27 protein-coding genes are annotated in these 26,018 nt (G+C 60.9%); 8 read left to right on the top strand and 19 right to left on the bottom strand.

Annotation, left to right across the window (positions count from 1 at the left end; translation table 11 throughout):
* Positions 1–201 precede the first annotated feature (201 nt).
* A complete protein-coding gene (locus tag I6E51_RS04550; protein ID WP_197106291.1) occupies positions 202–1,302 on the top strand; it encodes an ABC transporter ATP-binding protein in 1,101 nt (366 codons plus the stop codon).
* An 82-nt stretch (positions 1,303–1,384) separates the two neighbouring features.
* Positions 1,385–2,695, top strand: coding sequence for a DUF4032 domain-containing protein (locus I6E51_RS04545; RefSeq protein WP_197106292.1), 1,311 nt, complete (start codon positions 1,385–1,387; stop codon positions 2,693–2,695).
* A 14-nt stretch (positions 2,696–2,709) separates the two neighbouring features.
* Here the strand turns inward: I6E51_RS04545 and I6E51_RS04540 are convergent, their stop codons facing one another.
* The gene (locus I6E51_RS04540) at positions 2,710–3,192 is read right to left on the bottom strand and encodes an Lrp/AsnC family transcriptional regulator (protein ID WP_197109558.1); all 483 of its coding nucleotides are present in this window, start codon (positions 3,190–3,192) and stop codon (positions 2,710–2,712) included.
* 99 nt (positions 3,193–3,291) lie between these two features.
* On the opposite strand from I6E51_RS04540, the gene I6E51_RS04535 reads away from it, so the two are divergent.
* On the top strand, positions 3,292–4,476 hold the full coding sequence (locus tag I6E51_RS04535) for a PLP-dependent aspartate aminotransferase family protein (RefSeq protein WP_197109557.1): 1,185 nt from the start codon (positions 3,292–3,294) through the stop codon (positions 4,474–4,476).
* An 84-nt stretch (positions 4,477–4,560) separates the two neighbouring features.
* On the opposite strand, the gene rlmB is transcribed toward I6E51_RS04535, so the two are convergent.
* From rlmB to I6E51_RS04520, 3 genes are all read right to left on the bottom strand, one after another.
* On the bottom strand, positions 4,561–5,595 hold the full coding sequence (gene rlmB, locus I6E51_RS04530) for a 23S rRNA (guanosine(2251)-2'-O)-methyltransferase RlmB (protein ID WP_197106295.1): 1,035 nt from the start codon (positions 5,593–5,595) through the stop codon (positions 4,561–4,563).
* A 31-nt stretch (positions 5,596–5,626) separates the two neighbouring features.
* Positions 5,627–7,057, bottom strand: coding sequence for a cysteine--tRNA ligase (gene cysS / locus I6E51_RS04525; RefSeq protein WP_197109556.1), 1,431 nt, complete (start codon positions 7,055–7,057; stop codon positions 5,627–5,629).
* Positions 7,058–7,142: 85 nt separating this feature from the next.
* Positions 7,143–8,003, bottom strand: coding sequence for a 3-hydroxyacyl-CoA dehydrogenase (locus I6E51_RS04520; protein WP_197109555.1), 861 nt, complete (start codon positions 8,001–8,003; stop codon positions 7,143–7,145).
* 293 nt (positions 8,004–8,296) lie between these two features.
* On the opposite strand from I6E51_RS04520, the gene I6E51_RS04515 reads away from it, so the two are divergent.
* Positions 8,297–9,217: a sugar-binding transcriptional regulator gene (locus tag I6E51_RS04515; protein WP_197218709.1), complete on the top strand. Its 921-nt coding sequence runs from the start codon at positions 8,297–8,299 to the stop codon at positions 9,215–9,217.
* Between the two features lie 24 nt (positions 9,218–9,241).
* Here I6E51_RS04515 and I6E51_RS04510 read toward each other — a convergent pair whose 3' ends face one another.
* Positions 9,242–9,763, bottom strand: a complete 522-nt coding sequence (locus tag I6E51_RS04510) for a PTS sugar transporter subunit IIA (protein ID WP_197109554.1) — start codon at positions 9,761–9,763, stop codon at positions 9,242–9,244.
* Positions 9,764–9,919: 156 nt separating this feature from the next.
* On the opposite strand from I6E51_RS04510, the gene I6E51_RS04505 reads away from it, so the two are divergent.
* A complete protein-coding gene (locus tag I6E51_RS04505) occupies positions 9,920–10,201 on the top strand; it encodes a PTS sugar transporter subunit IIB (RefSeq protein WP_197106300.1) in 282 nt (93 codons plus the stop codon).
* Positions 10,202–10,304: 103 nt separating this feature from the next.
* Positions 10,305–11,741, top strand: coding sequence for a PTS galactitol transporter subunit IIC (locus tag I6E51_RS04500; RefSeq protein ID WP_197106301.1), 1,437 nt, complete (start codon positions 10,305–10,307; stop codon positions 11,739–11,741).
* Between the two features lie 216 nt (positions 11,742–11,957).
* Here I6E51_RS04500 and I6E51_RS04495 read toward each other — a convergent pair whose 3' ends face one another.
* The 11 genes from I6E51_RS04495 to I6E51_RS04445 all read right to left on the bottom strand — a co-directional run bounded on the left by I6E51_RS04495 (position 11,958) and on the right by I6E51_RS04445 (position 21,785).
* Positions 11,958–12,215 (bottom strand): HPr family phosphocarrier protein, encoded by a 258-nt coding sequence (locus tag I6E51_RS04495; RefSeq protein WP_197106302.1) that lies wholly within the window; start codon positions 12,213–12,215, stop codon positions 11,958–11,960.
* A 75-nt stretch (positions 12,216–12,290) separates the two neighbouring features.
* Entirely contained in the window at positions 12,291–13,571 is a 1,281-nt protein-coding gene (locus I6E51_RS14485; protein WP_304610923.1) for a dihydrolipoamide acetyltransferase family protein, read from the bottom strand.
* Between the two features lie 22 nt (positions 13,572–13,593).
* Positions 13,594–14,631: an alpha-ketoacid dehydrogenase subunit beta gene (locus I6E51_RS04485; RefSeq protein WP_231599651.1), complete on the bottom strand. Its 1,038-nt coding sequence runs from the start codon at positions 14,629–14,631 to the stop codon at positions 13,594–13,596.
* A gap of 5 nt (positions 14,632–14,636) precedes the next feature.
* The gene (locus I6E51_RS04480) at positions 14,637–15,611 is read right to left on the bottom strand and encodes a thiamine pyrophosphate-dependent dehydrogenase E1 component subunit alpha (protein WP_197106304.1); all 975 of its coding nucleotides are present in this window, start codon (positions 15,609–15,611) and stop codon (positions 14,637–14,639) included.
* A gap of 14 nt (positions 15,612–15,625) precedes the next feature.
* Positions 15,626–16,951 (bottom strand): NAD(P)H-dependent oxidoreductase, encoded by a 1,326-nt coding sequence (locus I6E51_RS04475; RefSeq protein ID WP_197109552.1) that lies wholly within the window; start codon positions 16,949–16,951, stop codon positions 15,626–15,628.
* 128 nt (positions 16,952–17,079) lie between these two features.
* Complete coding sequence (locus tag I6E51_RS04470; RefSeq protein WP_197106306.1) at positions 17,080–17,481, bottom strand: transcriptional regulator GutM; 402 nt, start codon at positions 17,479–17,481, stop codon at positions 17,080–17,082.
* 1 nt (position 17,482) lies between these two features.
* A complete protein-coding gene (locus I6E51_RS04465) occupies positions 17,483–17,857 on the bottom strand; it encodes a PTS glucitol/sorbitol transporter subunit IIA (RefSeq protein ID WP_197109551.1) in 375 nt (124 codons plus the stop codon).
* Positions 17,858–17,902: 45 nt separating this feature from the next.
* A complete protein-coding gene (locus I6E51_RS04460) occupies positions 17,903–18,958 on the bottom strand; it encodes a PTS glucitol/sorbitol transporter subunit IIB (RefSeq protein WP_197106308.1) in 1,056 nt (351 codons plus the stop codon).
* A 2-nt stretch (positions 18,959–18,960) separates the two neighbouring features.
* Entirely contained in the window at positions 18,961–19,668 is a 708-nt protein-coding gene (locus I6E51_RS04455; protein WP_197106309.1) for a PTS glucitol/sorbitol transporter subunit IIC, read from the bottom strand.
* 318 nt (positions 19,669–19,986) lie between these two features.
* Positions 19,987–21,192 (bottom strand): 2-C-methyl-D-erythritol 4-phosphate cytidylyltransferase, encoded by a 1,206-nt coding sequence (gene ispD / locus I6E51_RS04450; RefSeq protein WP_197106310.1) that lies wholly within the window; start codon positions 21,190–21,192, stop codon positions 19,987–19,989.
* Between the two features lie 110 nt (positions 21,193–21,302).
* Positions 21,303–21,785 carry a CarD family transcriptional regulator gene (locus tag I6E51_RS04445; RefSeq protein WP_129072070.1) on the bottom strand — a complete coding sequence of 161 codons (483 nt, stop codon included), beginning with the start codon at positions 21,783–21,785 and terminating at the stop codon, positions 21,303–21,305.
* A 101-nt stretch (positions 21,786–21,886) separates the two neighbouring features.
* Between I6E51_RS04445 and I6E51_RS04440 the strand changes: the two genes are divergently transcribed.
* Complete coding sequence (locus tag I6E51_RS04440) at positions 21,887–22,396, top strand: hypothetical protein (protein WP_197106311.1); 510 nt, start codon at positions 21,887–21,889, stop codon at positions 22,394–22,396.
* 92 nt (positions 22,397–22,488) lie between these two features.
* Here the strand turns inward: I6E51_RS04440 and I6E51_RS04435 are convergent, their stop codons facing one another.
* A complete protein-coding gene (locus I6E51_RS04435) occupies positions 22,489–23,169 on the bottom strand; it encodes a response regulator transcription factor (RefSeq protein ID WP_197106312.1) in 681 nt (226 codons plus the stop codon).
* Positions 23,166–24,320, bottom strand: coding sequence for a cell wall metabolism sensor histidine kinase WalK (locus I6E51_RS04430; RefSeq protein WP_197106313.1), 1,155 nt, complete (start codon positions 24,318–24,320; stop codon positions 23,166–23,168). The genes I6E51_RS04435 and I6E51_RS04430 overlap by 4 nt, the downstream gene beginning before the upstream one ends.
* Positions 24,321–24,487: 167 nt before the next feature.
* On the opposite strand from I6E51_RS04430, the gene phoU reads away from it, so the two are divergent.
* Complete coding sequence (phoU, locus tag I6E51_RS04425; RefSeq protein WP_197106314.1) at positions 24,488–25,141, top strand: phosphate signaling complex protein PhoU; 654 nt, start codon at positions 24,488–24,490, stop codon at positions 25,139–25,141.
* 79 nt (positions 25,142–25,220) lie between these two features.
* Here phoU and I6E51_RS04420 read toward each other — a convergent pair whose 3' ends face one another.
* The gene (locus tag I6E51_RS04420) at positions 25,221–25,964 is read right to left on the bottom strand and encodes a phosphoglyceromutase (protein WP_197106315.1); all 744 of its coding nucleotides are present in this window, start codon (positions 25,962–25,964) and stop codon (positions 25,221–25,223) included.
* Positions 25,965–26,018: the final 54 nt, after the last annotated feature.

Raw genomic sequence — 26,018 nt, 5'->3', positions numbered from 1 at the left:
ATGACGGCGCACCTCTCGAATCCTAGGAGAAATCTCTGGGAATTGCCCAACCGAATCCTAAGATGCGCACTGTTCTGGGGTGGACCACTCTGTCATCCACCCCCCAAAAGAGTGCAATAATGACGAAACGCGATTTCGATCGCTGTCCATCACTACGGATCGTCCGGCACGTACCTGCCGGTGAAGGAGAAAACTAGAACAATGGCGTCTGTAACTTTTGACAACGCAACACGTCTCTACCCGGGATCAACGGTCCCCGCTGTAGACAAGCTGAATCTTCACGTAGAAGACGGCGAATTCCTCGTACTTGTCGGCCCATCGGGTTGCGGTAAGTCCACCAGCCTTCGCATGCTCGCCGGCCTTGAAGAGGTCAACGATGGCAGCATCCTCATCGGCGACCGCGACGTCACCGACGTTCCGCCGAAAGACCGCGACATCGCCATGGTCTTCCAGAACTACGCGCTTTACCCACACATGACGGTTGCCGAGAACATGGGCTTCGCGCTCAAGATCGCTGGCATCAACAAGGAAGAGCGCGCCGCTCGCGTACTCGAAGCAGCGAAGCTTCTTGACCTCGAGCCCTACTTGAGCCGCAAGCCCAAGGCACTCTCGGGTGGTCAGCGTCAGCGCGTTGCCATGGGTCGCGCCATCGTTCGCCAGCCTCAGGTCTTCCTCATGGATGAGCCGCTGTCGAACTTGGACGCCAAGCTTCGCGTTCAGACTCGTACGCAGATCGCTAGCCTGCAGCGTCGCCTCGGAGTCACCACGGTTTACGTGACTCACGACCAGACCGAAGCGCTCACCATGGGTGACCGCATCGCTGTGCTCAAGGATGGCATCCTCCAGCAGGTTGGTACTCCTCGCGACCTGTACGAAGCACCGCAGAACATCTTCGTTGCTGGCTTCATCGGCAGCCCAGCCATGAACCTCTTCAGCGTTGACATTGTCGACGGTGGCTTGCAGTTCGGCGACGCTGTTGTTGCGGTTGACGCTGAGACCCTCGGCGAAACCGACGCTAAGACCGTCACCATCGGCATCCGTCCTGAAGACGTCATTGTTTCGACGACGGGCAACGGTCTTCCCGTTGATGTTGACCTGGTTGAAGAACTCGGTGCTGACGGTTACCTCTACGGTCACGCAGAGATCAAGGGTGAGCGTGTTGACATCGTTGCTCGCGTTGATGGCCGCTCGCACCCGAACGCTGGCGACAAGGTCTTCTTGACCCCTGAGCCTCACCACGTGCACGTGTTCGACACCGAGTCGGGCCTGCGCCTCACCAAGAAGCCTGTAGTCGCAAGCTAACTTCCGCTTTACGATCGAGCCCGTCGACGTCGAACCCAGTTCGGATGTTTGGCGGGCTCGTTCTATTTTCAAGGACACGTGAATGACTGGTTCTGTCAACATCACCGCCGCCACCGTCGATCCGGCCCTGCTGGACCTGCCGTGGGAGTTGCCGCTTGAGCTGTGGCCCGATGATTCCATCGCGATCCTGCCGAAGGGTATTTCGCGACACCTCGTGCGCTTTGCCAATCTCAGCGGCTACGTCGTGGCGATCAAAGAGACCTCGAGCGAGCTCGCCAAGCGCGAGTACGAGATGCTGCGCACGCTGCAGAAACTCGACGTTCCCTGTGTTGACCCGCTCGCGATCATCACGAACCGCACGGCGGCCGATGGCGAAGAACTGAAGTCGGTTCTTGTTACCCGACACTTGCGCTTCTCACTCCCCTACCGGGCCGTGTACTCCCAGAGCCTTCGTCCAGAGACCGCTCGCCGGCTCGTCGATGCTCTGGCGGTGCTGCTGGTTCGTCTGCACATTGTCGGTTTTTTCTGGGGCGATGTTTCGCTCTCCAACACTCTTTTCCGCCGTGACGCTGGCGCGTTCGCGGCCTACCTCGTGGATGCCGAGACCGGGCAGCTGTATGACCGGCTGTCGAATGGTCAACGCGAGAACGACCTTGAAATCGGTCGCGTCAACATTGCGGGCGAACTGCTCGACCTGCAGGCCGGCGGACGACTCGAACAAGACATTGACCCCGTCGAGATCAGCAATGGCATCGTCGCCCAGTACCGCACGCTGTGGCAGGAACTCACGGGTTCCGAACGCTTCGACCAGTCAGAACGCTGGCGCATCAACCAGCGCGTTGAGCGTCTCAACGCTCTCGGCTTTGACATCGAAGAACTCGCCATCAAGACGGAAGACTCGGGCACCCGCGTGCGCATTCAGCCGAAGGTTGTGGATGCTGGACACCACTCACGTCGTCTGCTGCGGTTGACCGGTCTCGATGCTCAAGAAAACCAAGCTCGCCGCTTGCTCAATGACATGGACTCCTACCGCGCCGCGTTCGACAAGCAAGACATGGACGAAGAGATGCTTGCCCACGAGTGGGCAGCACGCGTCTTCGAACCTGTCATTCGCGCGATCCCGAAAGAGATGCGCGGCAAGCTTGAACCTGCTGAGGCATTCCACCAGCTGCTGGATCACCGTCGTCAGCTCGCGCAGGATTCCGGTCACGACATCCCGCTGGCTGAAGCGGTTGGCAGCTATGTAGAAAACGTTCTGCAGTTCCGGCGCGACGAGGCAACGATGATCAACCCGCCAACGGGCTCGTTCACGATGCCCATCTCAATACAGGGTGAGCTAGCCGCGGCGGATGACGGTGGCGATGACGAAGAGGACTGGCGCCTCAAGGTCTAGCGCCGCCTCACGCGCTACGACAAGAGCTGCTCGAGTCCGCGCCCGGTCACATGCTCGAAGACCAGATTGGTCTCGGAGTGCGCCACGGCCGGATGACCGGCCAAATAGGTGAGCACGAAGTCTCTGAGCTCTGCCGCATTGTGAGCCGCAACGTGGAGGAGATAGTCGTCTCCGCCGCCGGTGTGGAAGAAGGCCAGCACCCCAGGCCAGTGGGGAGCGGCGGTTCGGAAGGCATCCACGTCCTCGCGCACGTGCTTGACGAGCTTGATCGAGATGAGAGCTTGCACGCTCACGCCGAGCTTGGCCACATCGATATCAGCGTGAAAGCCTCGCAAATAGCCTTCATCATGCAGCCGGCGAAGACGTTGGGAGACTGTTGACTCGGAAACGCCTGCTGCTGCCGAGAGCGCCGATCCGGACATCCGAGCATTGCCGGCCAAGCTCGCTAAGATTTTTTGATCGATTGAGTCGATCGGCACACTGGTGTTCTCTCTCACGGTCGCCTCCTGCGTCGCAGCTTATGCGAAAAACGACACAATTCGTGAAGATTCTGCAGGAGAGTTGATTAGCGTCGAAGTTTCTGCTGTTATCAAGTAATGCTGCCTCACGACATCCATATCGAAACCCTTGCTGTTCACGCGGGAATGGAGGGCGTGCAGGAATCTGGTCAACACGTTCCCTCTATTGACCTCTCCACGACCAATCCGCTGCCCAGCGTCGAAGTGGGTGGCGACTCCTACGAGAACCTCGCCACGGGAAATCCCCTCATCGATGGCCACTCTGCGGTGTACCAGCGTTTGTGGCAGCCCGGAGTTGCTCGCTTTGAAGACAGCCTCGCGGCCCTCGAAGGCGCTGAAGCAGCCGTCGCTTACGCCAGCGGCATGGCAGCACTCTCCGCGGTGCTCATCGCTATCGCTTCCGCCGGCCGCCCGCACGTTGTGGGCGTTCGCCCGCTCTACGGCGGAACCGACCACGTGCTCGACAACGGACTGCTCGGCACGACTGTGACCTGGGCGGATGCCGACTCGATCGTTAACGCTATTCAGCCCAACACGGGCCTCGTCATCATTGAGTCGCCCGCGAACCCCACTCTCGAGCTCGTCGACATCAAGAAGGTCGTCGAAGCCGCCGGCACCGTGCCCGTTCTCGTGGACAATACCTTCGCGACCCCCGTTCTGCAGCGCCCCATCGAACTCGGCGCAGCCATGGTGCTGCACAGCGCCACCAAGTACCTCGGCGGCCACGGGGATGTCATGGGCGGCGTTATCGCGACAAGCGAAGAGCACGCCAAGGCCCTGCGCAACGTTCGCGCCCTTACCGGTGGCGTTCTGCACCCGTTTGCGGCCTACCTGCTGCACCGCGGACTTCGCACACTTCCCCTGCGCGTACGCGCCCAGCAGGAGACCGCTGGGGAGCTTGCTCGTCGCCTCGACGGCCACCCCGCACTCGCTCGCGTGCTCTACCCCGGCCTTCCCGGCCAGGACCCGTCAGGCCTCATCGGCACGCAATCCGACGGTGCCGGCTCGCTCATCGCCCTTGACCTCGCCGGTGGCTACGACGCTGCAGCGAAGTTCACGGAGTCGGTAAAGCTCATCACGCACGCGGTATCGCTCGGCGGAATCGACACCCTCGTGCAGCATCCGGCATCACTCACGCACCGCCCGGTTGCGTCGGAAGCGAAGCCCGGAGCGGGAATCGTGCGCGTCTCGGTCGGGCTCGAGCACGTCGATGACCTCATGAACGACATCACGGCTGCGCTTGACGCGGTCAGCGCCAGCTAACAGCAGCCTTAAACGCAGAGAGCCGCTGTCCCCTCGGGGGCAGCGGCTCTCTGCGTTGCGGCGCAGGATCACTCCTGCGGCACGCTACTTCTTTTTGCGAGCTGCTGAACGCAGCTTCGAGATTTCGTAGAGCGTGACACTCGCGGCGATACCGGCGTTGAGCGACTCGGTCGATGCACTGATCGGGATCGAGACGATGGCGTCACAGTTTTCGGTAACGAGTCGAGAGAGACCCTTGCCTTCGCTGCCGACAACGATCAGCACGGGCTCTTTCGCCAGCGGCAAGGAGGGAAGCGACACGTCGCCATCCCCATCAAGTCCGAGCACGAAGACACCGCGCTTCTTGTATTCCTTGATCATCTGCGTGAGGTTGTTAGCCATGGCAACGGGCGTGCGAGCGGCAGCACCGGCGGAGGTCTTCCACGCGGATGCCGTCATGCCGACTGAGCGACGCTGCGGAACGATGACACCCTGGCCACCAAACGCGGCAACCGAGCGCACGATGGCGCCAAGGTTGCGCGGGTCGGTGATGCCGTCGAGGGCAACGAGCAGCGGAACCTGGCCGCGTGCTTCTACCTTGTCGAGCAATTCCATGGGGTGCGCGTACTCGTACGGCGGCACCTTCAGGGCAAAGCCCTGGTGCACAGAGTCGAAACCGGCAAGGCGGTCGAGTTCTGGACGCATCACTTCGAGCACGGCAATGCCGCGCGAGGTCGCCAGCTTGAGGATCTCCTTGACGCGGTCATCGTATTCGATGCGTGCAGCCATGTAGAGAGTGTGGGCGGGGATCTTGGCGCGAAGGGCCTCGAGCACCGAGTTACGGCCGGTGACCATCTCAGACTCGTCGGCAGACTTCGCTACCCGCGACCGGCTGGGCTGGCTCGGACGCTGGCCGCCCTCGGAGGGCTTGCCACCGTTGCGGCGAGTTCCACCGGCTGCTTCATAGCGCTCGGCCGCAGCTTTGCGCTTGCCTGCGGGGTGGTACGGGCGGTCTTCAGCTTTGGGGGTGGGCTTGCGACCTTCGAGAGCCTGACGTCCCTGGCCTCCCGAGCCGACCTGGGGGCCCTTGCGGCCCTTGCGTACCGCTCCTGCGCGGGGTGTGTTACCTGGGTTTTTCACGAGTGTTGCTCCTGTCGGAAGCGCCGATCAGTCACGGCAAGCTCCAATGCGATCCGGTCGAGTCATCTTCTAGTGCGATGCCCGCCGCTGATAGTTCATCACGGATTCGGTCTGCGGCAGCAAAATCCTTTGCTGCGCGGGCCGTATTGCGATCCTCAATGAGCTGTTCAACCAGTACTGACAAAGCAGCAACGGCTGGCTCTGAACGCTCAGAACCCCATCGTGGATCAAGTGGGTTGATACCCAAAACCTGTGCCATAGCGATCACGTGTGATCGCGCGGTGGCAACCGCCGCAAGATCTCCGTCGTCGAGGGCAGCGTTGCCCGAACGAATCGTCTCGTGCACGACCGCGAGCGCCTGAGGCACTGCGAGGTCGTCATCCATAGCCTCGCCGAATGCCTCGGGCACCTCTGTGGTGTTCGCGACGTCGAAGCGAGTGTCTCGCAGTCGACGCGAGGCACGCTCAATGAACACCTCAAGGCGTTCAAAGGCTGCTTCCGCTTCAGCAAGTGACGTGTCAGTGTAGTCGATTGTGGAGCGGTAATGGGCCGCTCCCAATAAATAGCGCACCACGATGGGCCGAGCGGCGTCCAAAAGGTCGCGAGCGAACACCGAGTTGCCGAGTGATTTCGACATCTTCTGCCCGTTGACGTTGACCATACCGTTGTGCACCCAGTGGCGAGCGAACTCGTCGCCAGCCGCAGTCGATTGAGCGAGTTCGTTCTCGTGGTGAGGGAACCGCAGATCGAGGCCGCCACCGTGGATGTCGAAGGCCCCGCCCAGATACCGGCGAGACATGGCAGAGCACTCAATGTGCCACCCTGGACGCCCATTGCCCCAAGGCGATGACCATGACGCCGACTCAGGCTCGGTCGGCTTGCTGCCCTTCCAGAGGGCAAAGTCGCGGGGGTCACGCTTGGAACGAGGGTCGGCATCGGCTGCGGCGACCATGTCGTCGAGCTTTTGGCGAGTGAGTTCACCGTAGGAGGGCCACGACTGGGTGTCGAAGTAGACGTCGCCGGAGTCGTCGCTTGCGGCATAAGCATGGCCACGCTCGATAAGGGTGGCGATCAACTCGCGCATCTCACCGATGTTGCCGGTGGCGCGGGGTTCGTAGGTCGGCGGCAGAATGCCGAGCTCGTTGTAGCCCGCGGTGAACTCGAGTTCGACACGGTAAGCCAAGGCCCACCACTGTTCGGTCGAGCCTTCGGCTGCGGCATCCGCTGCTCGGGTCAAAATCTTGTCGTCGATGTCGGTGACGTTGCGCACGAGCGTGACATCGAGCCCCCGATAGGTGAGCCAACGACGCCAAATGTCATAGACGAGCGCCGAACGCAGGTGACCGATGTGCGGGGACGACTGCACGGTAGGACCGCAGACGTAGATGCCCACCTTGCCCGGCTCACGGGGATCGAGGTCGAGAAGGCTGGCACTGCGAGTGTCATAAAGGCGAATAGTCACTAAGCAAGTTTAGCGACCAACGCTGGACGTTACACGGTCGGGTAGAGAGCACGGGGGAAGGTGAGCACCCCCGTGCCTCTCAGCACTACTTCGTGTAGGTGTAAAAGCCTCGACCGGTGGAAATACCGAGGTAGCCCTTGTCGATGTATTCGGCCTTCATCCACTCGGCGAACCGCTTCGTGTTCTCGTCGCCGTGGGACATGATGTTGTACGGAGTCGTGAGCCCAATAACGTCAAGGATCTGGAACGGTCCCATGGGGGCGCCGGTGGCAATCCGCCACGTGTTGTCAACGTCAGCGGGCTCTGCGTAACCATCGGCCGCGAGCTCTGCCGCAGCGTTAAGGAACGGAACGAGCAAGGAGTTGAGAACGTAGCCGGCCTTCTCCTTGTGGATCGGAATGGGAACCATTCCGATGGACGAAGCGAATTCGACCACTGCAGTGAAGACTGCGGGATCGGTGTCGCTCGTGCCCATGATCTCGGCAGTGTTGAACTTCCAGATCTGGTTGGCAAAGTGCAGCGCCAAGAACTTGTCAGGACGACCAGTGGAGTCCTTCATGTCGCTCGGCAACAGTGTCGACGAGTTCGTGGCGAAAATCGTGTGTTCGGGAGCGAGTTTTCCCAGCTCGGCGTACGTGGTCTTCTTGAGGTCCAAAATCTCGGGGATGGCCTCGATGACGAGGTCAGCATCCTTAACGGCGTCGGCGAGGTCGGACGAGAATCGTACGCGTCCGAGAGCTTCTTGTGCCTTGCCGTCTGCCGCGCCAGCGACGCTGTCGTCAACGTACGTTTTTGCGAGTCCGTCGAAACGAGTGCGAGCCTTCTCGAGCACCTCGTCGTTGATGTCGTATGCCACGACCTCAAATCCACTGAACGCGGTTTGGTAGGCGATCTGCGATCCGAGCACTCCAGTGCCTAGAACCGTTACACGCTGAATGTTTGTCATTGTGTTCTCTTCTCTTCGGTTTGTAACCTGATCCGATCCTCCCAATTTACTCCCGATCGCCTGAACCTTGGCTGTGCCCCAGAAGTGAGCCAGCCGGGTTTGGCCCTCACAAAATTCGGATGTTTCCTGTGGAAACTAGCGCGTTGGCCGGCACGCCTTCGACACTCCTAGCTAGCAGAACCCTGCAAATCACGCGCACGGGTGTGAAGACCGAAGTAGAATCAGTGCAAATCAGCAACGAAGCATGAGAGAGGAATGGACCGATACCCAGTCCACGCAATCAGGCCATGCTTGTGAAGGCAGCCACTCTCTATTACCTCGAGGGCAAATCACAAGCCGAAGTCGCCCAAGAGATTGGCGTCTCGCGATCGAACGTCTCGCGCGTTCTTGCTGACGCCCGCAAGAACGGCATCGTCGAGATCCGCATCAACGATCCTTTCGGCCGCGCTCAAGACCTCGAAGCCCAGCTCGTCGCCCGCTACGGACTGCGCGAGTGCCGCGTAGCCCCCAGCACCGGTGCCGACAATCAACTTTCCCGCGTTGGCGCACTCGGCGCCCAGTGGCTCATCGACAATCTGCCCCGCGATGGCGGCGTGGCGCTCTCCTGGGGTTCGAGCGTTCAGGCCGTCGTCGACGAGATTCCGGATGACGCCTCCCACGAGAACATCGAAGTCTTGCCTCTCGTCGGTGGGCTTTCCATCGTCGATTCCGCTCGCGACGGCAACGTTCTCGTGCGCTTGCTCGCCACCAAACTGGGAGCGCAGCACCGCCGCCTTTACGCGCCCGCCGTCGTCGAATCCCGCGAATCCCGCGAAGCATTTCTGCGCGAGCCCTCCATCACGGGCGTTCTGAACGCATCACGACGCGCCAAGATCGCCATTGTCGGTGTCGGTAACGTTGGCGTCGGAGCATCCGGGGCCATCATCGAGTCGATGAACCTGAGCAAGACAGAACGCAGCGAGTTCGCGGCATCCGGAGCCGTCGGCGACTGCTGCACGCGCTTCTTCGACCGCGACGGAAAACTGGTCGAGTCTGTCGTCAATGACCGCGTTATCGCGATCGACCTCGACGAGCTCGGCAACATTCCCACCGTCGTAGGCGTTGCCGCCGGAGCACAGAAACTAGAGGGCACCCATGCTGCGCTGAAGGGTGGGCTCTTTGACGTGCTGGTTGTCGACTCGGAACTCGCGCTCGCGCTCCTCAACCAGATCTAGGCCAGGCCGGCGCAAGGCCGGCGGTTACTGGCCCGTTGAGGCCAGCAGGCCCGCGAACGCTGAGGCGAGCTCCTCGGGAGTCGTGGCGGCGCTCAGAGCCTCGTGCCAGCCATCGAGTTGGAACACGGCGATGAGTTGCGTGAGCATCTCCGTTTGCGCGTGCGGCTCGGTGACCAAAATGAGCACCGCGACTCTGGCTGCGACAGTGGAGTCGGCTCCGCCCATCTCGCCGAAGTGAACTGGCTCTGCCAGCATCGCAATCCCGAGGCCTGATTCGATGGCATGCTCGACATCCGCGTGCGGGATAGCGACAGGGATGACGGTCGGGAGCCCGGTGGGGTACGCGCTTTCGCGTTCGAGAAGTGCCACCTCATAGGTGGGATGCACGGCTCCGACTGCGAGTGCTTGGGTCGCGAAAGCCGTGAGAACTTCCGCACTCGAATTGGCCCGCAGCCCCACAAAACTGAGATCGGCGCGGGGCACTACGGCCGCGGTCGCGCCGTCGTGGTTGGCGTCTGCCGCAGCTGCGTTGGTTGTGTCGCTCATGAACCCTCATCCTTCATTGGCGGTGGTTAAGTCTCGTGTCTGTCGGGCACTTGGTGACTGTCATAGTCAAAACAAGAACCACTTGTACACATTTGTACATCAAACGTGCATAATTGTGTCACAACAGTCCTTCGCGAATACATTGGAGTATCGAAATTGGCCTCAAAACGCATCCTCGTGATCTGCGGCACCGGAGTAGCAACATCCACCGTGGTTGCAACCAAGATTAAGGATTTCTGCGCCTCCAAGGGCCTCGACGCCACAATCTCGCAAGGCAAAGTAACCGACACTCTGCGCGGCGACCTCGCTGCAGACTTCATCGTCGCCACTACCCAAGTGCCCGACTCGGTCGGAATCCCCGTTATCGCCGGACTCCCGTTCCTTACCGGAATGGGCCTCGACAAGGTGTATGCCGAAATCGAGAAGCAGTTCGCCTAATTCACCCCTACGTCGTGCACCGCAGTTAACCATTGCGGTGCATTACAGCGCGCTCTAGCGCACCCACACCACTCACTTCAGACAGAGAAATGGACGTTCAACGTTGAACATCATTGAAGATATTCTGACGAATATCACCAGCTATCTCACGGCACTCGGTGCCGCGGTCACCCTGCCGATCCTCATCACCATCTTCGGCATGATTCTTGGCCAAAAATTTAGCCAAGCCCTCCGCGCCGGTGTCCTCATCGGTATCGGCTTCATCGGAATCAACCTCGTCATCGGCCTCATGGCCGGCACCGTTGGTCCCGCCGCGCAGGCTCTCGCCGTGAACCTCGGCGTGAACCTCACCGTTCTCGACGTTGGCTGGCCCGCGAGCGCCGCCATCGCCTTCGGATCAACCATCGGGGCGGTGATTATCCCTGTCGGCATCCTCGTCAACATGCTGCTGCTGTGGTCAGGCCTTACCCGCACGTTCAACATTGACCTCTGGAATTTCTGGCACTTCGCCCTCGTCGGCGCTCTCGTCGGTGCCGTCACTGACAACTTCTGGATCGGTATCGCCGCCGCCGCCGTGCACATGGTGATCGTTCTGGCCCTCGCCGACCTCTCCGCGCCGCTGATTCAGAAGTACTTCAACTTCCCCGACATCTCGTTCCCGCACGGCACCAGCGCGCCGTACATTCTGTTCGCGATCCCCTTCAACTGGATCTTCGACCGCATCCCCGGCTTCCGCAACCTGAAGGCCGACCCGCAGTCCATCGAGAAGCGTTTCGGTGTCTTCGGCGAATCGATGATCCTCGGTCTCGTGCTCGGAATCATCATCGGGCTCGCTGGCTTCGGCTTCGACGACCCGCGTGAAGACTCGATCGCGATTCTCGTTCTCGCGATCAGCCTCGCCGCCGTTCTGCTGCTGCTGCCGCGCATGGTGTCGATCCTGATGGAAGGCCTCATCCCCGTCTCCGACTCCGCTCGCGAGTTCGTGCAGAAGCGTTTCCCCGGCCGCAAGTTCTACATCGGACTCGACACCGCGATCGCAGTAGGACAGCCCGCTGTGCTCGCCACATCGCTCGTGCTCGTGCCGGTTACCGTGTTGATCGCTATTGCGCTTGCTCCCCTGGGCAACCAGGTGCTGCCGCTCGTTGACCTTGCCACCCTGCCGTTCATCGTGGCCATGATGGTTCCGATCTTCCGCGGCAACATCGTGCGCTCCGTCATCGGTGGCGCCATCGTTATTGCGATCGGCCTGTTCATCGCCACCGCAACGGCACCGCAGTTCACCGCCATCGCCGAAGCGTCCGGCTTCAGCGACAACCAGGGATCACAGCTCATCTCGTCGCTCGTCGACGGAGCTAACCCTCTGACCGGTCTGTTCTTCGGAGTAGCAAACCTCGGCGGCTGGACCATTGCGGTCCTCGCCGTTCTCTCCCTCGGATTCGCCTACTGGGTGAGCCGCCTCGAAAAGAAGCGCGACATCGTTCGTGCTCAGGTCGAAGCGGATGCTGTTGCAGCATCCGACGAAGAAGCAGCCAAGGCCTAACCGGCCTGGCTTCGCCGCCGAAAGCCCCGCTCCCCCAGGAAGGAGCGGGGCTTTTGTGCGCGCACTAGACGGCCCTAGGCGGCACTAGACGGCACCGGCGGCACTAGACGTCACTGGCGGCACTAGACGGCACTGAAGGAGAATCGCCCACCGGCGAACGGCGCTTAACGCACAGAAGGCCCGCACCATGCCGGTGCGGGCCTTCTGCAGTGCGAGTTATTCGACGGTGGCGAGCAGCTCTGCGAGCTGGTCGAGAACGCTGTCAGCGCCCTCATCGTCCGAAGCGATTGTGACGGTTTCTCCCTGAGCAACGCCGAGCGAGATCACCGCGAGGATGCTGGCTGCGTTGACAGCCTTCTCACCCTTAGCGACAGTGATCTTGAAACCGCTCTTGCTGACGGCCTGCGTGAACAGTGCAGCGGGGCGGGCGTGAAGTCCGGACGGCGAAACGATTGTGGCTGTGCGTTCTGACATGGGTACCTATTTCGAAACGTGGTGGACAGCGCCCGTACGGAGCGCTGGGGTGGAACCCGCGAGCGGGTTGCGGCTCTAGAGCAAGCGCTCCGGGGTCGCGACGAGGTTGGTGATGGTCGCGAGCATGCGTGCGGCATCCGCACCGTCAGCTACACGGTGATCGACGGTGAGGCCGATCGTGCAGCTCAAACGAACACCGAAGGTTCCATCAGCGAACACGCGCATGCGTGGCTTGACGGCCCCCGACGACAGAGCCGTCGACTGCGGTGGTGTCAGTAGTGCGTTGAACGATTCCACGCCGAATCCACCCAGGTTCGAGAATACGCTTGTTCCGCCGCCGAGGCGCGCTGGCGGCAGTGTGCCATTACGCGTCTCATCTACGACGGTGGCGATTTCGGCTACCAGCTCAGCGAGCGTTCCCTCGTGCGAGTTCGTCAGCACCGGCGCGATGAGCCCCGATGGTGAGTCAATCGCGAGCGCGATTCCGATGTGCTCGTTGGCAGCAACTCCCCCATCAGTCCAGGTGCCATTGAGCGCAGCGTTCTCAGCCAGAGCGATTGCTTGAGCCCGCACAAAGAGTGCAGTCCAGCTTGCGCCGCCGAGCGTGGTTTTGCGCACGGCAGCCAAAGCTGACAAATCAAGATCAACGTAGGCAGTGAACTGCGGAACGAGAGCGGATGCCGACATCACCTTGGCAACTTGCTTGCGGGTGCGCAGACGGCGAGCTTCTACCGGGTCCACCGCGGGAGCGGGAGCTGCGGCGGGCGCGGCGGCCACAGCCGGAGCCGCAGTCGGAGCTGCTGGCGCGGCGACGGGTGCTGCAGCGGTCGGAACGACCGCAGGAGCAACGGGAGCGGCTGGCGCGACCGGTGCCGCAACTGCCGCAACTGGCGCAGCGGGTGCTGCGGTAGCCGCTTCGACATCCGCGACTCGCACGGTGTTATCTGGGCCAGTCGGCGTCACGGTAGCGAGGTCGATGCCTGCGGTCTCTGCTGCACTGCGGGCGGCCGGAACGGCAGGGATCCAGCCGGTGGCGATCGGCGCAGGCGCAGCAACGGGCAGAGCCGCGTCAGCCGCGACCGCAGCCGGAGCCTCAACAACGGGCTCATCGAAGAGGCCCCCGAGCAGGTCGTCAGCTTCGGTTGTGATGAACGCGATCGTGTCGCCTACCGCGTAGACGTCATCGGGCTGCGCAATGATGCGAGCGAGCACACCATCAAATGGCGACTCCACTTCCATGTCGACCTTGTCGGTCGCGACCTCACAGATCGGTTCCCCGGATCGAACCGAGTCACCTTCCTGCTTGAGCCACGCGACCATCGTGCCCTCTTCCATGGTCATGGACATTTTGGGCATTGTCAGTGGCAGCTCAGACATGTCACCACTTCCGAACGAGATCAGTGGCTGCCGCGACGATATCTTCAACCTGAGGAACCGAAGCACGTTCGAGCTTGGGTGCGTACGGGATGGGAATGTCGAGGCCAGCAAGACGCTTGATCGGCGCACGAAGGTAGCCGAAGGCATCCGACTCGGAGATGATCGCAGATACTTCGGACATGAAGCCGAGTGTACGCACAGCCTCTTGAACGAGCAGGACACGACCGGTGGCCTTGACGGTGCGCAGGATGGTGTCGCTGTCGAGCGGCTTGAGTGTGCGCGGGTCGACCACGGTTGCTTCGATACCGTCGGCGGCGAGAATCTCGGCAGCCTCGAGCGCGCGGCTCACCTCGACACCGGTGGCGATGATCGTGAGATCCTTGCCCTCGCGAGGAACAGCAGCGACACCGAGCGGAGTGCGGATGTCTCCCGTGCGCACCTCTCCCGAGGTCTTGTAGAGCAGCTTGTGCTCGATAACCATGACCGGGTTGGGGTCGTCGATGGCCGACAGCAGCAGGCCCTTGGCGTCATCCGCCGTGGCTGGCATGACAACTTTGAGTCCAGGAATGTGCACGAACCACGCTTCGAGGCTCTGCGAGTGCTGCGCGGCAGCACCCGTTCCCGAACCGCCGGGAGCGCGAATAACCATCGGCACGCTCACCGCGCCGCCGAGCATGAAGTGGATCTTCGCTGCCTGGTTCGCGATCTGGTCCATGGCCTGAGCTGTGAAGTCAGAGAACTGGATCTCCACGATCGGGCGCATGCCTGTCATCGCTGCACCGACACCGGCACCCATGATGCCGAGCTCGCTGATGGTGGTGTCGCGGATGCGGTCGGGGCCGATCTCGTTGATCAGCTCGCCGGTCACTCCGAAGGCGCCACCGTAGGTTCCGACGTCTTCACCCATGATGAAGACGGCGGGGTCCTTAGCCATGGCGATGCGCATAGCGTCGCGAATGGCCTCAGAGTAGGTCATTGTCACTGTCTCGGCCGTTGCGGGGGCCGCTGCGGGCTGGGCCGCGGTCGTCTCAATAGTCATCGTTGTTACCTCGCGTAGACGGCGGAAAGAAGATCGTCAGCAGTGGCGTCCGGTGCAGCGTTGGCGCGCTGAACGGCACTGCGCAGCTCGGTGCGCACGTTGTCGCGCACAGCGTCGATGTCAGCCTGCGTCAGGCCACCGGCGGCGAGAGCCAGAGCTTCGAAGTGCGGAATCGGGTCCTTGCCGCGCCACTCATCGATCTCGTCGCGCGTGCGGTACAGGTTCTTATCTGACTTCGAGTGTCCGCGCCAGCGGTACGTCTTCGCTTCGATGAAGGTCGGTCCGCCGCCGGCACGAGCGCGGTCAACCGCTTCCTTCGTGGCATCGTAGACAGCCTGAACATCGTTACCGTCGACGGTGACTCCGGGGATGCCGTAGCCCTTTGCGCGGTCAGAAAGCTGGTCGAGATTGAAGGCCTTCTCCGACGACATCGACATTCCGTAGAGGTTGTTTTCGCACAGGAACACCACGGGAAGCTGCCACATGGCCGCGAGCACAACACCCTCGTGCCAGGCACCTTCACCCATCGCACCGTCACCGTGGAAGCTCACAGCAACCTGCTTGGTGCCGCGCATCTTGGCCGACAGCGCTGCGCCGGTCGCGATCGGGATTCCACCGGCAACGATGCCGTTAGCGCCGAGGTTTCCGGTTTCGGTATCCGCAATGTGCATCGAGCCGCCACGTCCGCGGCAGTAGCCGGTTTCCTTGGCGAGGAGTTCGGCCATCATGCGCTCCATGTCGGCGCCCTTGGCGATGCAGTGACCGTGGCCACGGTGCGTCGAGGTGATGTAGTCGTCCTTGTTGAGGGCGAGGCACGCACCGGTCGGCACGGCTTCTTGACCGATCGAGAGGTGCATGGTGCCGTGCATGAGTCCACGACCGTAGAGGTCTTCCACTGCTTCTTCAAAGCGGCGGATCTTCCACATGGTGGCGAGGCTGGCTGCCGCGAGTTCGCGGTCCGCAACGATCTGCGTGTTCATAGAGGTCACCTTTCTTAGGCGGAGAGCAACGATGCGAGTGCAGGAACCTGCAACTGGCCATCGGCGAGAAGGGCATCCTGCAGCTTGCGCAAGATGACAATGGTTTTTGTTTCGTCGAGCTGTACGTCGTCGTAGGTCACCGCGGTGCCCTGGGCAACGTCACGGATGAGCGTGCCCGCCGATGCGAGACCGATAGGCAGTTCGCGCCCGGCCTTAGCCTCGGCTGCCGGAACAGCATCGCCGTAGACGTGCTCGCCACCGATACCGTCGATCTTCTCGCCGACCTTGAGGTCACGCTTGGCCATGGCCGAAACATCGGCGTTCCAGGCGATCGGAGCAAGCGACGGCTGGCGGTCGATCATGACCTCACCAATCGAGAGCACTGCCTCGACGCTCGCGAGGTGGTACGGGCGATAGAACGCGAAGTAGGGGCCCTCGCCGAGCTTGAGGTAGCTGAGCTCCTCATGAACAACGGGGTCGGTTGCCTTGGCCACAACGAACACTCCGGGAGCAACCGGGCCAGTGGCGTAGTCGACAACACCGCTGCGGTCGAGAATTCCGCCGTCTTCGATGGGCTTGAAGATGTCCTGCAGGGTCGGCACTGTTGCGGCCGGTCCGTGCATCGAACGCTTCGTGAGCTCGAGGTTTGCCGCGTTAGCGAGGGCAGCCATCTCGATCATCGTCTTGGTTCCGTCGACGAAGCTGCACAGCATCCGCGGGTTCATGCCCTTGGCTTTTGCTTCTGCTTCGAGGCTGCTGGGGGTAGCGGTTTCGTTGAGGGGGTTGTTCTTGCCCTTACCGGCGAGAACAACGTCGAGACCGATGTCTTCGACGTACTCGACGAGCTTGAGGCACTCAACGGGCTCGTCGCCGCGGCAGACCGTGTAGATGTTGCCGGTCTGCGCTGCGATGCGAGCCAAGAGGAGACCGACGGTGACGTCTGCTTCCACCGTCATGAGGGCGACGTCCTTGCCGCCGAGCAGCGATGCCAGCGCGACCTTGGCGGCGATCTCGGGAACGCCCGAGCACTCGATAACCATGTCGATGGGGAGCTTGGGGAGCGTCAGAGCGTCGTTGACGACAACGTGGCCGCCCGCTTCGATCGTGGCGGCGAGAGCGTCAAGATCGGCCGACTGGTCGACGTCGGTGATGCCGGCGTTGGCGAGAGCGCTTACGGCACGGTCGATCGCGATGTCGGCGACGGCGGTGATGTCGACGCCCTTTTGACGTGCGATCTGGGCGATGAAGCCGGAGCCCATCTGGCCTGCTCCCACGAGTCCGATGCGGACGGGACGACCGACCTCACGCTGACGCGCAAGCAGTTTGTTTGTGTAACCCATGACTACCCCTTTGAAACCACGTTATATGCACTTATGTGCGTTAGTTAATCAAGTATGTGTATTTAGTATGCCCCGATAGGAACGACGATGCAATGCCGGATGCCGAAGCACCCGAACATGCACGGTCGCTACTTGCGGGCTGCCGCTGCGACGTTGCGCTTGTACGTGACCCAGTACTGCTTGGTCGCATAGTCCACGGCTGCGGTCATCATCTTTTCCTTCGTGCGAAGCACGGCGGTGTCGAGATCACCGATCAGCTCGGGCCGCGGCTTGAAGTGCGCCATCACGGTGCTGCCCACCATGGCCTCAGCGGCCACGATGCGCGACGTTGATGCGTCGACGACGAGAAGCACGATCGCTCCCCGGAGGAAGTTCTTGCCTCGTCCGGAGACGAGGAAGTGGTCTTTGACGCCGAGGAAGCTGGTCCCCAGGCGCTTGGTTGCACGTGAGTACGTGCGCTGTTGAAGAAGGCTGAATACAACGCTCAGAACGAGCGCTGCCATCAGCAGCAATGCGAAGCCGGTGTCCATGTCAACTACCTTCGATGAGCTCAATGGTGACGCCCGCGTTGGGCAACGAGAGTGTGCCCTTCGCGTGAATGGCGCCGGGGAGAACTTTCTGGCTGTCTTCTGGGTCGCTGTAGACCACGAAGTGGCCAAGCGTGCGGAGGTTGTGTCCGGCAATTTCGCCGACCTCCGTAATGGTGACTTCAGAGCCCCCCACCCGCAGCACGTCTCCCGGCTGGGGGTCGCGCTGCGGGTGGTGGTGCGCGACAGTGTGGACCACGCTTACCTCAGCCAGTTCGGTGGGGCAGGGTTCTCCGAAGAAGATCACCACTCCTCCTTCGAACATTTCGGTGGCGTCCGTTCCGATGGACGTGACCTCGCTGCGGTAGTAGGTAGTCATTGCTGTCTCGCTTTTCTCTGCTGTTACGTGTGGTGGTTGTGCTGGTTAGATCAGTGCGAAGCTTGCGCCCCACGCGATCAAGACTGCCAGCGGCGATGTGATCAGGCGAGAGAAGAGTACAGCGGGAACACCCACTGCGACCGTCTCTGGCTTGGCTTCTCCGAGGGCAAGACCCACGGGAACGAAGTCACAACCAACCTGACCGTTGATGGCGAACAGCGTCGGCAGTGCGTACTGCACGGGCAGAGCGCCAGCGGCGATCTGTGTACCCATGAGTACACCGACGACCTGAGCGATAGCCGCACCCGGTCCCAGGATGGGCGACAGGAACGGTAGTCCCGTGATCACCCCAAGGAGGATGAGGCCGATCGGGTTCGAGGCCAGCGGAGTCACTGCCTGCGCAATGAGGTCCGACAGTCCCGAGTAGGTGACGAAACCGATCAAGAGGCTCACGTACGCCATGAACGGGAGGATCGTCTGCAGCACGAGCTGAACAGTCTGGCGACCAGACGACAGGAGCGTGTTGATGATGTTTCCGATGACCGAACCAAAGCGTGTAGCGATGTTCGAGAAGAAACCGATGAAACCGCCACCGGTTGTGGTCTCGGCCGTGAAGTGCGTCACGTTGCTTGTACCGAACGCTCCCGACGGTGCGGGGCTGCCAATTGCGGCTTCGGATGCTGCAGCCGCTTCAGCAGCGTGAGTTGCGAACGCTGCTGAGCCTCCGGCCAGTTCAACATCTTCGGTTCCTACTGCAGAGACGAAGACATCGTCGGTGATGTACTTCGCGAGGGGGCCCGATGGCTCCCCCGGGAAAACATCCACTGTCATCATGCGCTTCTTGGGGTAAACGCCGATGCGAGCGGTTCCACCACAGTTGATCACGACAGCGACAACGCGCTCTTCGGGAATGCTGTTGGTGAAGCCATCCACAGCTTCTGCGCCAGTCAGTTCAGCGATGCGAGCGGCGACCGGGTGGATTCCGCCACCGGTAACCGAGAGAACGACGTTCTTGGTCTCGCTGGGCTCGAGCAGGAGGCCCTTGCCCCAGCCGCCGTTGCCTGGCTTGACGAATACTTTGTTGTAGGTGTTCTCAGTCATGATCACACCGTCCCTTCAGTGGCAACCGAGGATCCGGTTTTCTTGGTCGACTTTGCCTCGATGAAGCGTTCGCTGGCCAAAGCAAATTCGCGGTCGTACTCGTCGAAGACGGCGGTCAGACCCTGACGACGGATGAGCAGGTTCGTGATCCATTCGGTGACGATGCCACGAATGAAGATAACGACGATGCCGGTTCCGAAGTACAGCAGCGCGAGCAGCGGGTACTTTTCAGGAGCGATGGAGAGCACTCCAGCCGAGACACCAGCCCAGACGAAGATCTCGCCAGCGTTAGCGTGCGGGAAGAAGGCCGTTACGGGGTGCACAAACGATACTGCTGAGTCGTAGAACGCCGGCTTCTGTCGTTCGGGTAGATAGATGCCGAAGGAGTACGCCATCGGGTTGGTCAACACAATGACCGCGATGATGGGCATGAGCGTGTAGCGAGTGATGGCCCAACGAGCTGACCACTGCACCGCACGAGTCATGCGCGCTTCGCCCACCCAGGTGGTGATCGCGTACATGAACGTGAGGAGCACGATCAGTGTCGGCAGGATGCCGGTAGCCAAACCGACAAGGGCTTCGCCCGAAGCGTTGAAGAGGCCGATGAAGTGCGTTGCACCCCACGTAAGGGCCTGAATGAACGGGTTGTCGCTGGCCGGCACTGGCGGCGAATCAGCCGCCCAGATTATCGTGTCCAGAACAGATTGCATCTCACACCTTTCTCCAGCCGCAACTTCGTTGTCGGCGCCTGTCAGGGCCGGCGGCGTAGACGTGAGGTGCGTGTCCCCATCGACCCTGGTACTGCATTTGCACATATGTGAGCATTGGGCTCACAGTCGTGTAATAACAGGTATAGCAGTCCGACAAGCAATGAACCAAGGCAGAACCGAAAAAAAATACCGCTCAGATTCTGCCCGAGGGCGCGACAGTGCGCCCCATACCGCTAGAACTCGCGCAACGAGGCTCGAAAAACGACGACAAAGCGACGGGACCCAGAAAGAGTCCAGCGCCAGGGGTGACGCGGGAAGCTAGCCCTTGCTGTGTGCCGCTTCGGCGACGGTGCGCACGTGCACGAGCGCTGTAGCGATCGCCGCCATTCCTTCGCCGCGGCCCGTAAAGCCGAGAGCATCGGATGTCGTGCCAGCGATACTCACCGAAGCACCAAGGATTCCGCTGAGGAACTCCTCTGCCTCAACGCGGCGGCGCGACACCATCGGGTGATTGCCAATGAGCTGAACGGAAACGTTGCCGACCTCGAAACCCGCATCCCGAAGGAGGAAGAGAGTTTCACGCAGGAACACATCACCGTGAGCGTCTTCGAATTTGGGATCGCTCGTGCCGAAGACGCTGCCGAGGTCACCGAGCTTTGCTGCGGACAACATTGCGTCGCAGATTGCGTGTGCAACCACGTCACCATCGCTGTGACCGCGAAGGCCGACCTCGTCTGGCCAGTGAAGACCCGCAAGCCAGAGCGGTTTGGTCTCGTCGTAGGCGTGCACATCGGTGCCCGTGCCGACCCGGATGCCGGTGGCCGCGGATTCGGTGAACAGCTGTTCGGCGCGACGAAGCTCCCACGCCGTGGTGATCTTGAACGCGAGAGGGTCGCCAGCAATGATCGAGACGGGATACCCGGCGGCGGCTACCAGAGCTGAATCATCGGTGTGCTCTTCTTGAGCAGCGGCGTGCGACGCGACGAGCTGGTCGCGGGGAAAGCCCTGTGGGGTCTGGACGGCCATGAGCACCGAGCGATCAACAGTCTCAACAATCAGGCCGCTGTCATCCGTGCGCTTGATGGTGTCAGCAACCGGCAGGCCGGGAACAACGCCAGCGCCGGAGCTGCGAACTTCAGCAGCAACAGAGTCGAAGACAACGCTCGGGGTCAGCGGGCGCGCGGCATCGTGCACGAGAACAACATCGACGCTGGGCTCGAGGAAGTCGAGCGCGGCTGCCACGGACTCTTGGCGAGTAGCGCCACCGACAATAATCGTTGGCTCGTGGTCGCGACCGCCCGGAACCGAGCGCGCAAGCTGCTTGGCGATGGGAGCGTACGACTTAGGCACCGTGATGATGACTTGAATCGGATCGACCATGGCGAACACGGATTCAAGAGCACGGCTCAGGGTCGGACGGCCAGCGAGATGAACGAAAGCTTTTGGCTCGTTGCGGCCGAGGCGGGTACCGTTTCCGGCGCCGAGCAGGATTACTGCAATGCGCGGAGCATTCTGTTGAGTCATAGGGGGCGGGTATCTCCAAATCGATGGGCGAGGAAATACTCCTCCGCCAGAAAGACGTAGCGAATCAGCCTACCCATGCTCACCTGTGAATACGGCCAGCTATTCGAGGCTTAGGAAGCCAGAACCTCGTCGAGAACCAGCGATGCCTTGTCTTCGTCAGTCTTCTCAGCAAGAGCGAGCTCGGAGATAAGAATCTGACGTGCCTTGGCAAGCATGCGCTTCTCGCCGGCTGAAAGCCCGCGGTCTTGGTCACGGCGCCACAGGTCGCGAACAACTTCGGAAACCTTGATGACATCGCCAGAAGCAAGCTTCTCCAGGTTGGCCTTATAGCGGCGCGACCAGTTGGTGGGCTCTTCAGTAAACGGCGCGCGGAGCACTTCGAATACTGCGTCGAGTCCCTCGCGACCGATAACGTCGCGAACACCCACGAGATCAACATTCTCTGCAGGCACTTCGATGGTGAGATCACCCTGGGTTACATTGAGCTTTAGATAAACTTTCTCTTCACCCTTGATGGTGCGCTTCTTAACCTCGGTGATGGTTGCAGCACCGTGGTGGGGATAAACGACTGTCTCGCCGACCTCAAACAACATGAATAGTGGTCCTCTCGAAGAAAACCCAGTTTATCACAGTAAACACATGGTAAGGCTTGCCTAAGTAAACCCCTCGGCTCGGCTATCTATAGTATGGATCTGTGACAGTACGCACTCGCGCAGCACGCGCTGCAGCCTCCGCCCTTATTGCCGGCGCTCTCCTAGTGGGCACCGCCGGTTGTTCGTTCATCACGCCTACGGCGACATTGAACCACTATGACCCCAGCGACGGCATCGGGGCCGAGGTTGGCGACGTCAAGGTGCGCAACGTTCTTGCCATCAGCAACGACGACAACAGCGCTGTAAGCCTCATGATCACGGTCGTCAACACGACCACCACGAGCGGCAGCCTGCGCCTTCAGTACGAATCGGCCGACGGTGAACGCATCGACATCTCGAAGCCGATCACCTCCAACGCAGTCAAGACCTACGGCACCGAGGTAGACGGCGACACGATCGTCATCACCGATGCCGGCGTCAAGGCTGGCGCGCTTTTCCCGATCTACATGCAGTTCGGCGACGAGGGCGGCCAGGAACTTCTCGTTCCGGTCATCTCCGGCGACAACCCGATCTACAGCGACCTCGCTCCGGCAAGCGCGCTCGGCGAATAGCCCGCACTAGCGTTCGTTCACCCCAGCGACACAGAGGGGCGCCTAGCGGTGCACACCGGCTCAGCGAGTCCGGCATGCACCCCCGCTGATCTCTAGTCTTCGAAGCGGTACCCGAGACCGCGAACCGTCACGAGCATCGTCGGCTGAGACGGCGTCTTCTCGATCTTCGAGCGGATGCGCTTAATGTGCACATCAAGCGTCTTCGTATCGCCGAAGTAATCAGCACCCCACACTCGATCGATCAACTGGCCGCGCGTCAGTACGCGACCGCCGTTGCGCAACAAGAGCTCGAGCAGTTCAAATTCCTTCAGGGGCATAGTGACATCTTTGCCATCCACCGACACCGTGTGGCGCTCGACATCCATGCGAACTCCCCCGGCTTCAAGAACCGAATCGGTGTCGTCGATGTCTTCCGCACGACGGCGAGAAACAGCACGGATGCGGGCCAAGAGCTCGCGGCTCGAATACGGCTTCGTTACGTAGTCGTCCGCTCCCAGCTCGAGACCGACCACGATATCCACTTCGCTGTCTTTGGCCGTGAGCATGATGATCGGAACGCTGGAACGCGTGCGAATCTCGCGACAAACCTCAGTGCCGGCAAGTCCAGGCAACATGAGGTCGAGCAGGATCAGATCGGCACCATTGCGGTCGAATTCCGCGAGGCCGGCAAGTCCATCTTCGGCGATGGTTGTTTCGTAGCCTTCGCGCTCAAGAAGAAACGCAAGGGGCTCGCTCAACGACGGTTCGTCCTCGACGATCAAAATGCGAGTCATTGTTTTTCTCCTGTTGCGTTAATTACGTCGGGATCGATCTCGGGTAGGCGAATCGTGAAAGTTGAACCGTGGCCAAGCTGTGACCACACACGGATGTCGCCACCGTGGTTCTGCACAACGTGTTTAGCGATGCTGAGGCCAAGCCCACTACCGCCCGTGTGCCTGCTGCGGGCGGGGTCACTGCGATAGAAGCGTTCGAAGACACGGTCGAGTTCCTCTTCCGGAATTCCGACGCCCTGGTCAGTGACGGAAATTTCGACGGCACCGTCACGGTGCCTTACCCCAATGCCGACTCGAGTGTTCTCGGGCGAGTACTGCACGGCATTAGAGATGAGGTTGTCGAGGGCGAGCACAAGAAGGGTTTCATCGCCGAACGTCTCGAACCCGGTCAGCCCGCCACTCACGAGCGTGACCTTGTTGAACTCCGCCACCGCACGGTTCTGATCGATCGCGATTGACACGACGGTGTCGATGTCGACAGGAGCCGCCTTGGCAAGCCCGTCAGCAGACTGCAGTCGTGAAAGTTCGATGATCTCTTGCGTGATGCGAGCGAGACGATGCGACTCCTTGGTGAGCCGTTTTGCGAATCGCTTCACTTGATCCGGTTCATCAGAAGCGCTCACGAGCGCTTCTGCCAGCAATCCAACAGCGCCGATCGGGGTCTTCAGCTCGTGGCTAATGTTGGCGACGAAGTCGCGCCGTACCTCGTCGAGCCGGTACGACTCGGTGCGATCTTCGGCCAACAGTAAAACGTATCGCGTGCCCAAGCGAGCAACACGAACGAAAAGATAAATGTTCGCGTCGCCGAAGGGGCCACGAGAAACGTGAACTTCTTGCGCAATGGGCACCCCAGTGCGGCGAACCTGGTCGACGAACTCCACAAGCTCGGGATGAACGAGCGCGTGATTCCAGACGAGACCGTAGGTCAGCGCCGCATTAGACGCCTTCATGATGTTGTTCGACGGATCGAGCACGATACCCGCGGATTCGAGCGCATCAATGACCTGATCGACGCCATCCGGCACCGCAGAAGACACCACGTGGGCAGCCCGCTGACCGCGTTTAGCGGCCGCATAAATGATGAAGGACATACCGCTGCCAAGAAATACCCCGAAAGCGAGGGCGGCCGGCACGAGCCACGCAGAGTCCATAGCCACTAGGTTAGTTACATCTGAGGCGTTCACTTGCCGCAAGTTCGCGACGGGGGCTCACTTCAGATAAAGTTCAGGCCGCCAACACCTGCTGTTAACCTGACGCGGGCAGGGTGGCCTAAGCCGTGCGGGCTTCGTCATGCCCGTATCGAAGGGACGTAGATAGCGTGCGCGAAGTATTTCAACAAGAACTACGCGAGGTGCAAGATCGCCTCGTGGAAATTGCCAGCCTGGTGGCGGTGTCGATCGACAACGCCACAAAAGCATTTAATGAGTCGGATGTATCACTGGCAGAAACAGTGATCGCAGACGACGACCAGATTGATGCGGCGGCAGCCGAACTCGATGAGCTTGCGATCAATATCCTCGCTCGTCAACAACCAGTCGCCCGCGACTTGAGGATTGTAGTGAGCGCCCTGCGCATCAGCGCTTCACTCGAGCGCATGGGTGACATGGCTGAGCACATTGCTCAGCTTGCGCGTTACCGCTTCCCCGACAAGGTTGTGCCGAAGTCGCTGCGAGGAACCTTCGCAGAACTCGGTGCACTCGATGTCGCGGTCGCCAACAAGCTGGTCGAGCTGCTCAAGCATGAAGACGTGCGCGTTGCTGAAGAGATTCGCAACGACGACGACAAGATCGACGCGCTGCACTTGAGCGTCTTCGACAAGGTGCTCGGTGAGACGTGGAAGGGCGCAGCGGTTGATACCGTCGATGCCACTCTGGCGTCTCGCTACCACGAGCGCTTCGCAGACCACGCGGTCTCCATCGCCAAGAAGGTTCAGTACCTTGCTACCGGCGACTGGGTTCCGACAGACGACTAACCCCGTCACTCCGCGACAAAGCCCCGACGAGATTCGTTCTCGTCGGGGCTTTGTGCGTTAAGCGTGCGTGGGGCTGAGGCTACTTTTTGCCCTGCGACGCAACAGCGGCAGCACCGGCTGCTGCTGCTTCGGGGTCGAGGTAGTAGGCCGGCTTGATCGGCATGAAGTTGTCGTCGAGTTCGTACACCAACGGGATACCGGTCGGGATGTTGAGGCTCGCGATGTCGTCATCCGAGATGCCATCGAGGTGCTTCACGAGCGCGCGCAGCGAGTTGCCGTGGGCAGTGACGAGCACGGTCTTGCCGGCGGCGAGGTCCTTGGTGATGTCCGACTCCCAGTAGGGCAACATGCGGTCGATCACGAGCTTGAGGCTCTCGGTGCGAGGGATCTCACCGTCGATGCCGACGTAGCGGCGGTCGTGAACCTGGCTGTACTCAGCATCGTCGTCGAGCGGGGGCGGCGGTACATCAAAGCTACGACGCCAGGTCATGAACTTCTCTTCGCCAAACTCTTCGAGAGTCTGCGCCTTGTCTTTACCTTGCAGAGCACCGTAGTGGCGTTCATTGAGTCGCCATGAGCGCTTCACGGGCAGCCAGTCGAGGTCAGCGACCTGCAACGCGATGTTTGCGGTGTGGATCGCACGCTTCAACAGCGAGGTGTACTGAACGTCAGGCTGCTTGTCGAACGCGGCGATGAGCTCGCCTGCGCGGTTCGCTTCGGTGCGGCCTTGATCGGTGAGCCCGACATCCACCCATCCGGTGAAGAGGTTCTTTTGGTTCCATTCGGAGTTGCCGTGGCGCAACAAAATCAGGGTGTGAGTCATACCTCAAGAGTACCGAGAACAGCGACGTTACGTGCATCCATGACAGGTCACTCG

The sequence above is a fragment of the Salinibacterium sp. NSLL17 genome (genome assembly GCF_015864935.1).
In the GTDB taxonomy this organism is placed as follows: domain Bacteria; phylum Actinomycetota; class Actinomycetes; order Actinomycetales; family Microbacteriaceae; genus Rhodoglobus.
This window is presented reverse-complemented; position numbering and strand designations above follow the sequence as displayed.

Excerpts from the sequence above, each read along its gene's own strand:
- I6E51_RS04550 (WP_197106291.1), top strand. The coding sequence starts at position 202 with ATGGCGTCTGTAACTTTTGACAACGCAACACGTCTCTACCCGGGATCA.
- I6E51_RS04545 (WP_197106292.1), top strand. The coding sequence starts at position 1,385 with ATGACTGGTTCTGTCAACATCACCGCCGCCACCGTCGATCCGGCCCTG.
- I6E51_RS04535 (WP_197109557.1), top strand. The coding sequence starts at position 3,292 with ATGCTGCCTCACGACATCCATATCGAAACCCTTGCTGTTCACGCGGGA.
- I6E51_RS04520 (WP_197109555.1), bottom strand. The coding sequence starts at position 8,003 with ATGACAAACATTCAGCGTGTAACGGTTCTAGGCACTGGAGTGCTCGGA.
- I6E51_RS04510 (WP_197109554.1), bottom strand. The coding sequence starts at position 9,763 with ATGAGCGACACAACCAACGCAGCTGCGGCAGACGCCAACCACGACGGC.
- I6E51_RS04495 (WP_197106302.1), bottom strand. The coding sequence starts at position 12,215 with ATGTCAGAACGCACAGCCACAATCGTTTCGCCGTCCGGACTTCACGCC.
- I6E51_RS14485 (WP_304610923.1), bottom strand. The coding sequence starts at position 13,571 with ATGCCCAAAATGTCCATGACCATGGAAGAGGGCACGATGGTCGCGTGG.
- I6E51_RS04485 (WP_231599651.1), bottom strand. The coding sequence starts at position 14,631 with ATGACTATTGAGACGACCGCGGCCCAGCCCGCAGCGGCCCCCGCAACG.
- I6E51_RS04480 (WP_197106304.1), bottom strand. The coding sequence starts at position 15,611 with ATGAACACGCAGATCGTTGCGGACCGCGAACTCGCGGCAGCCAGCCTC.
- I6E51_RS04475 (WP_197109552.1), bottom strand. The coding sequence starts at position 16,951 with ATGGGTTACACAAACAAACTGCTTGCGCGTCAGCGTGAGGTCGGTCGT.
- I6E51_RS04470 (WP_197106306.1), bottom strand. The coding sequence starts at position 17,481 with ATGGACACCGGCTTCGCATTGCTGCTGATGGCAGCGCTCGTTCTGAGC.
- I6E51_RS04465 (WP_197109551.1), bottom strand. The coding sequence starts at position 17,857 with ATGACTACCTACTACCGCAGCGAGGTCACGTCCATCGGAACGGACGCC.
- I6E51_RS04460 (WP_197106308.1), bottom strand. The coding sequence starts at position 18,958 with ATGACTGAGAACACCTACAACAAAGTATTCGTCAAGCCAGGCAACGGC.
- I6E51_RS04455 (WP_197106309.1), bottom strand. The coding sequence starts at position 19,668 with ATGCAATCTGTTCTGGACACGATAATCTGGGCGGCTGATTCGCCGCCA.
- ispD (WP_197106310.1), bottom strand. The coding sequence starts at position 21,192 with ATGACTCAACAGAATGCTCCGCGCATTGCAGTAATCCTGCTCGGCGCC.
- I6E51_RS04445 (WP_129072070.1), bottom strand. The coding sequence starts at position 21,785 with ATGTTGTTTGAGGTCGGCGAGACAGTCGTTTATCCCCACCACGGTGCT.
- I6E51_RS04435 (WP_197106312.1), bottom strand. The coding sequence starts at position 23,169 with ATGACTCGCATTTTGATCGTCGAGGACGAACCGTCGTTGAGCGAGCCC.
- I6E51_RS04430 (WP_197106313.1), bottom strand. The coding sequence starts at position 24,320 with ATGGACTCTGCGTGGCTCGTGCCGGCCGCCCTCGCTTTCGGGGTATTT.
- I6E51_RS04420 (WP_197106315.1), bottom strand. The coding sequence starts at position 25,964 with ATGACTCACACCCTGATTTTGTTGCGCCACGGCAACTCCGAATGGAAC.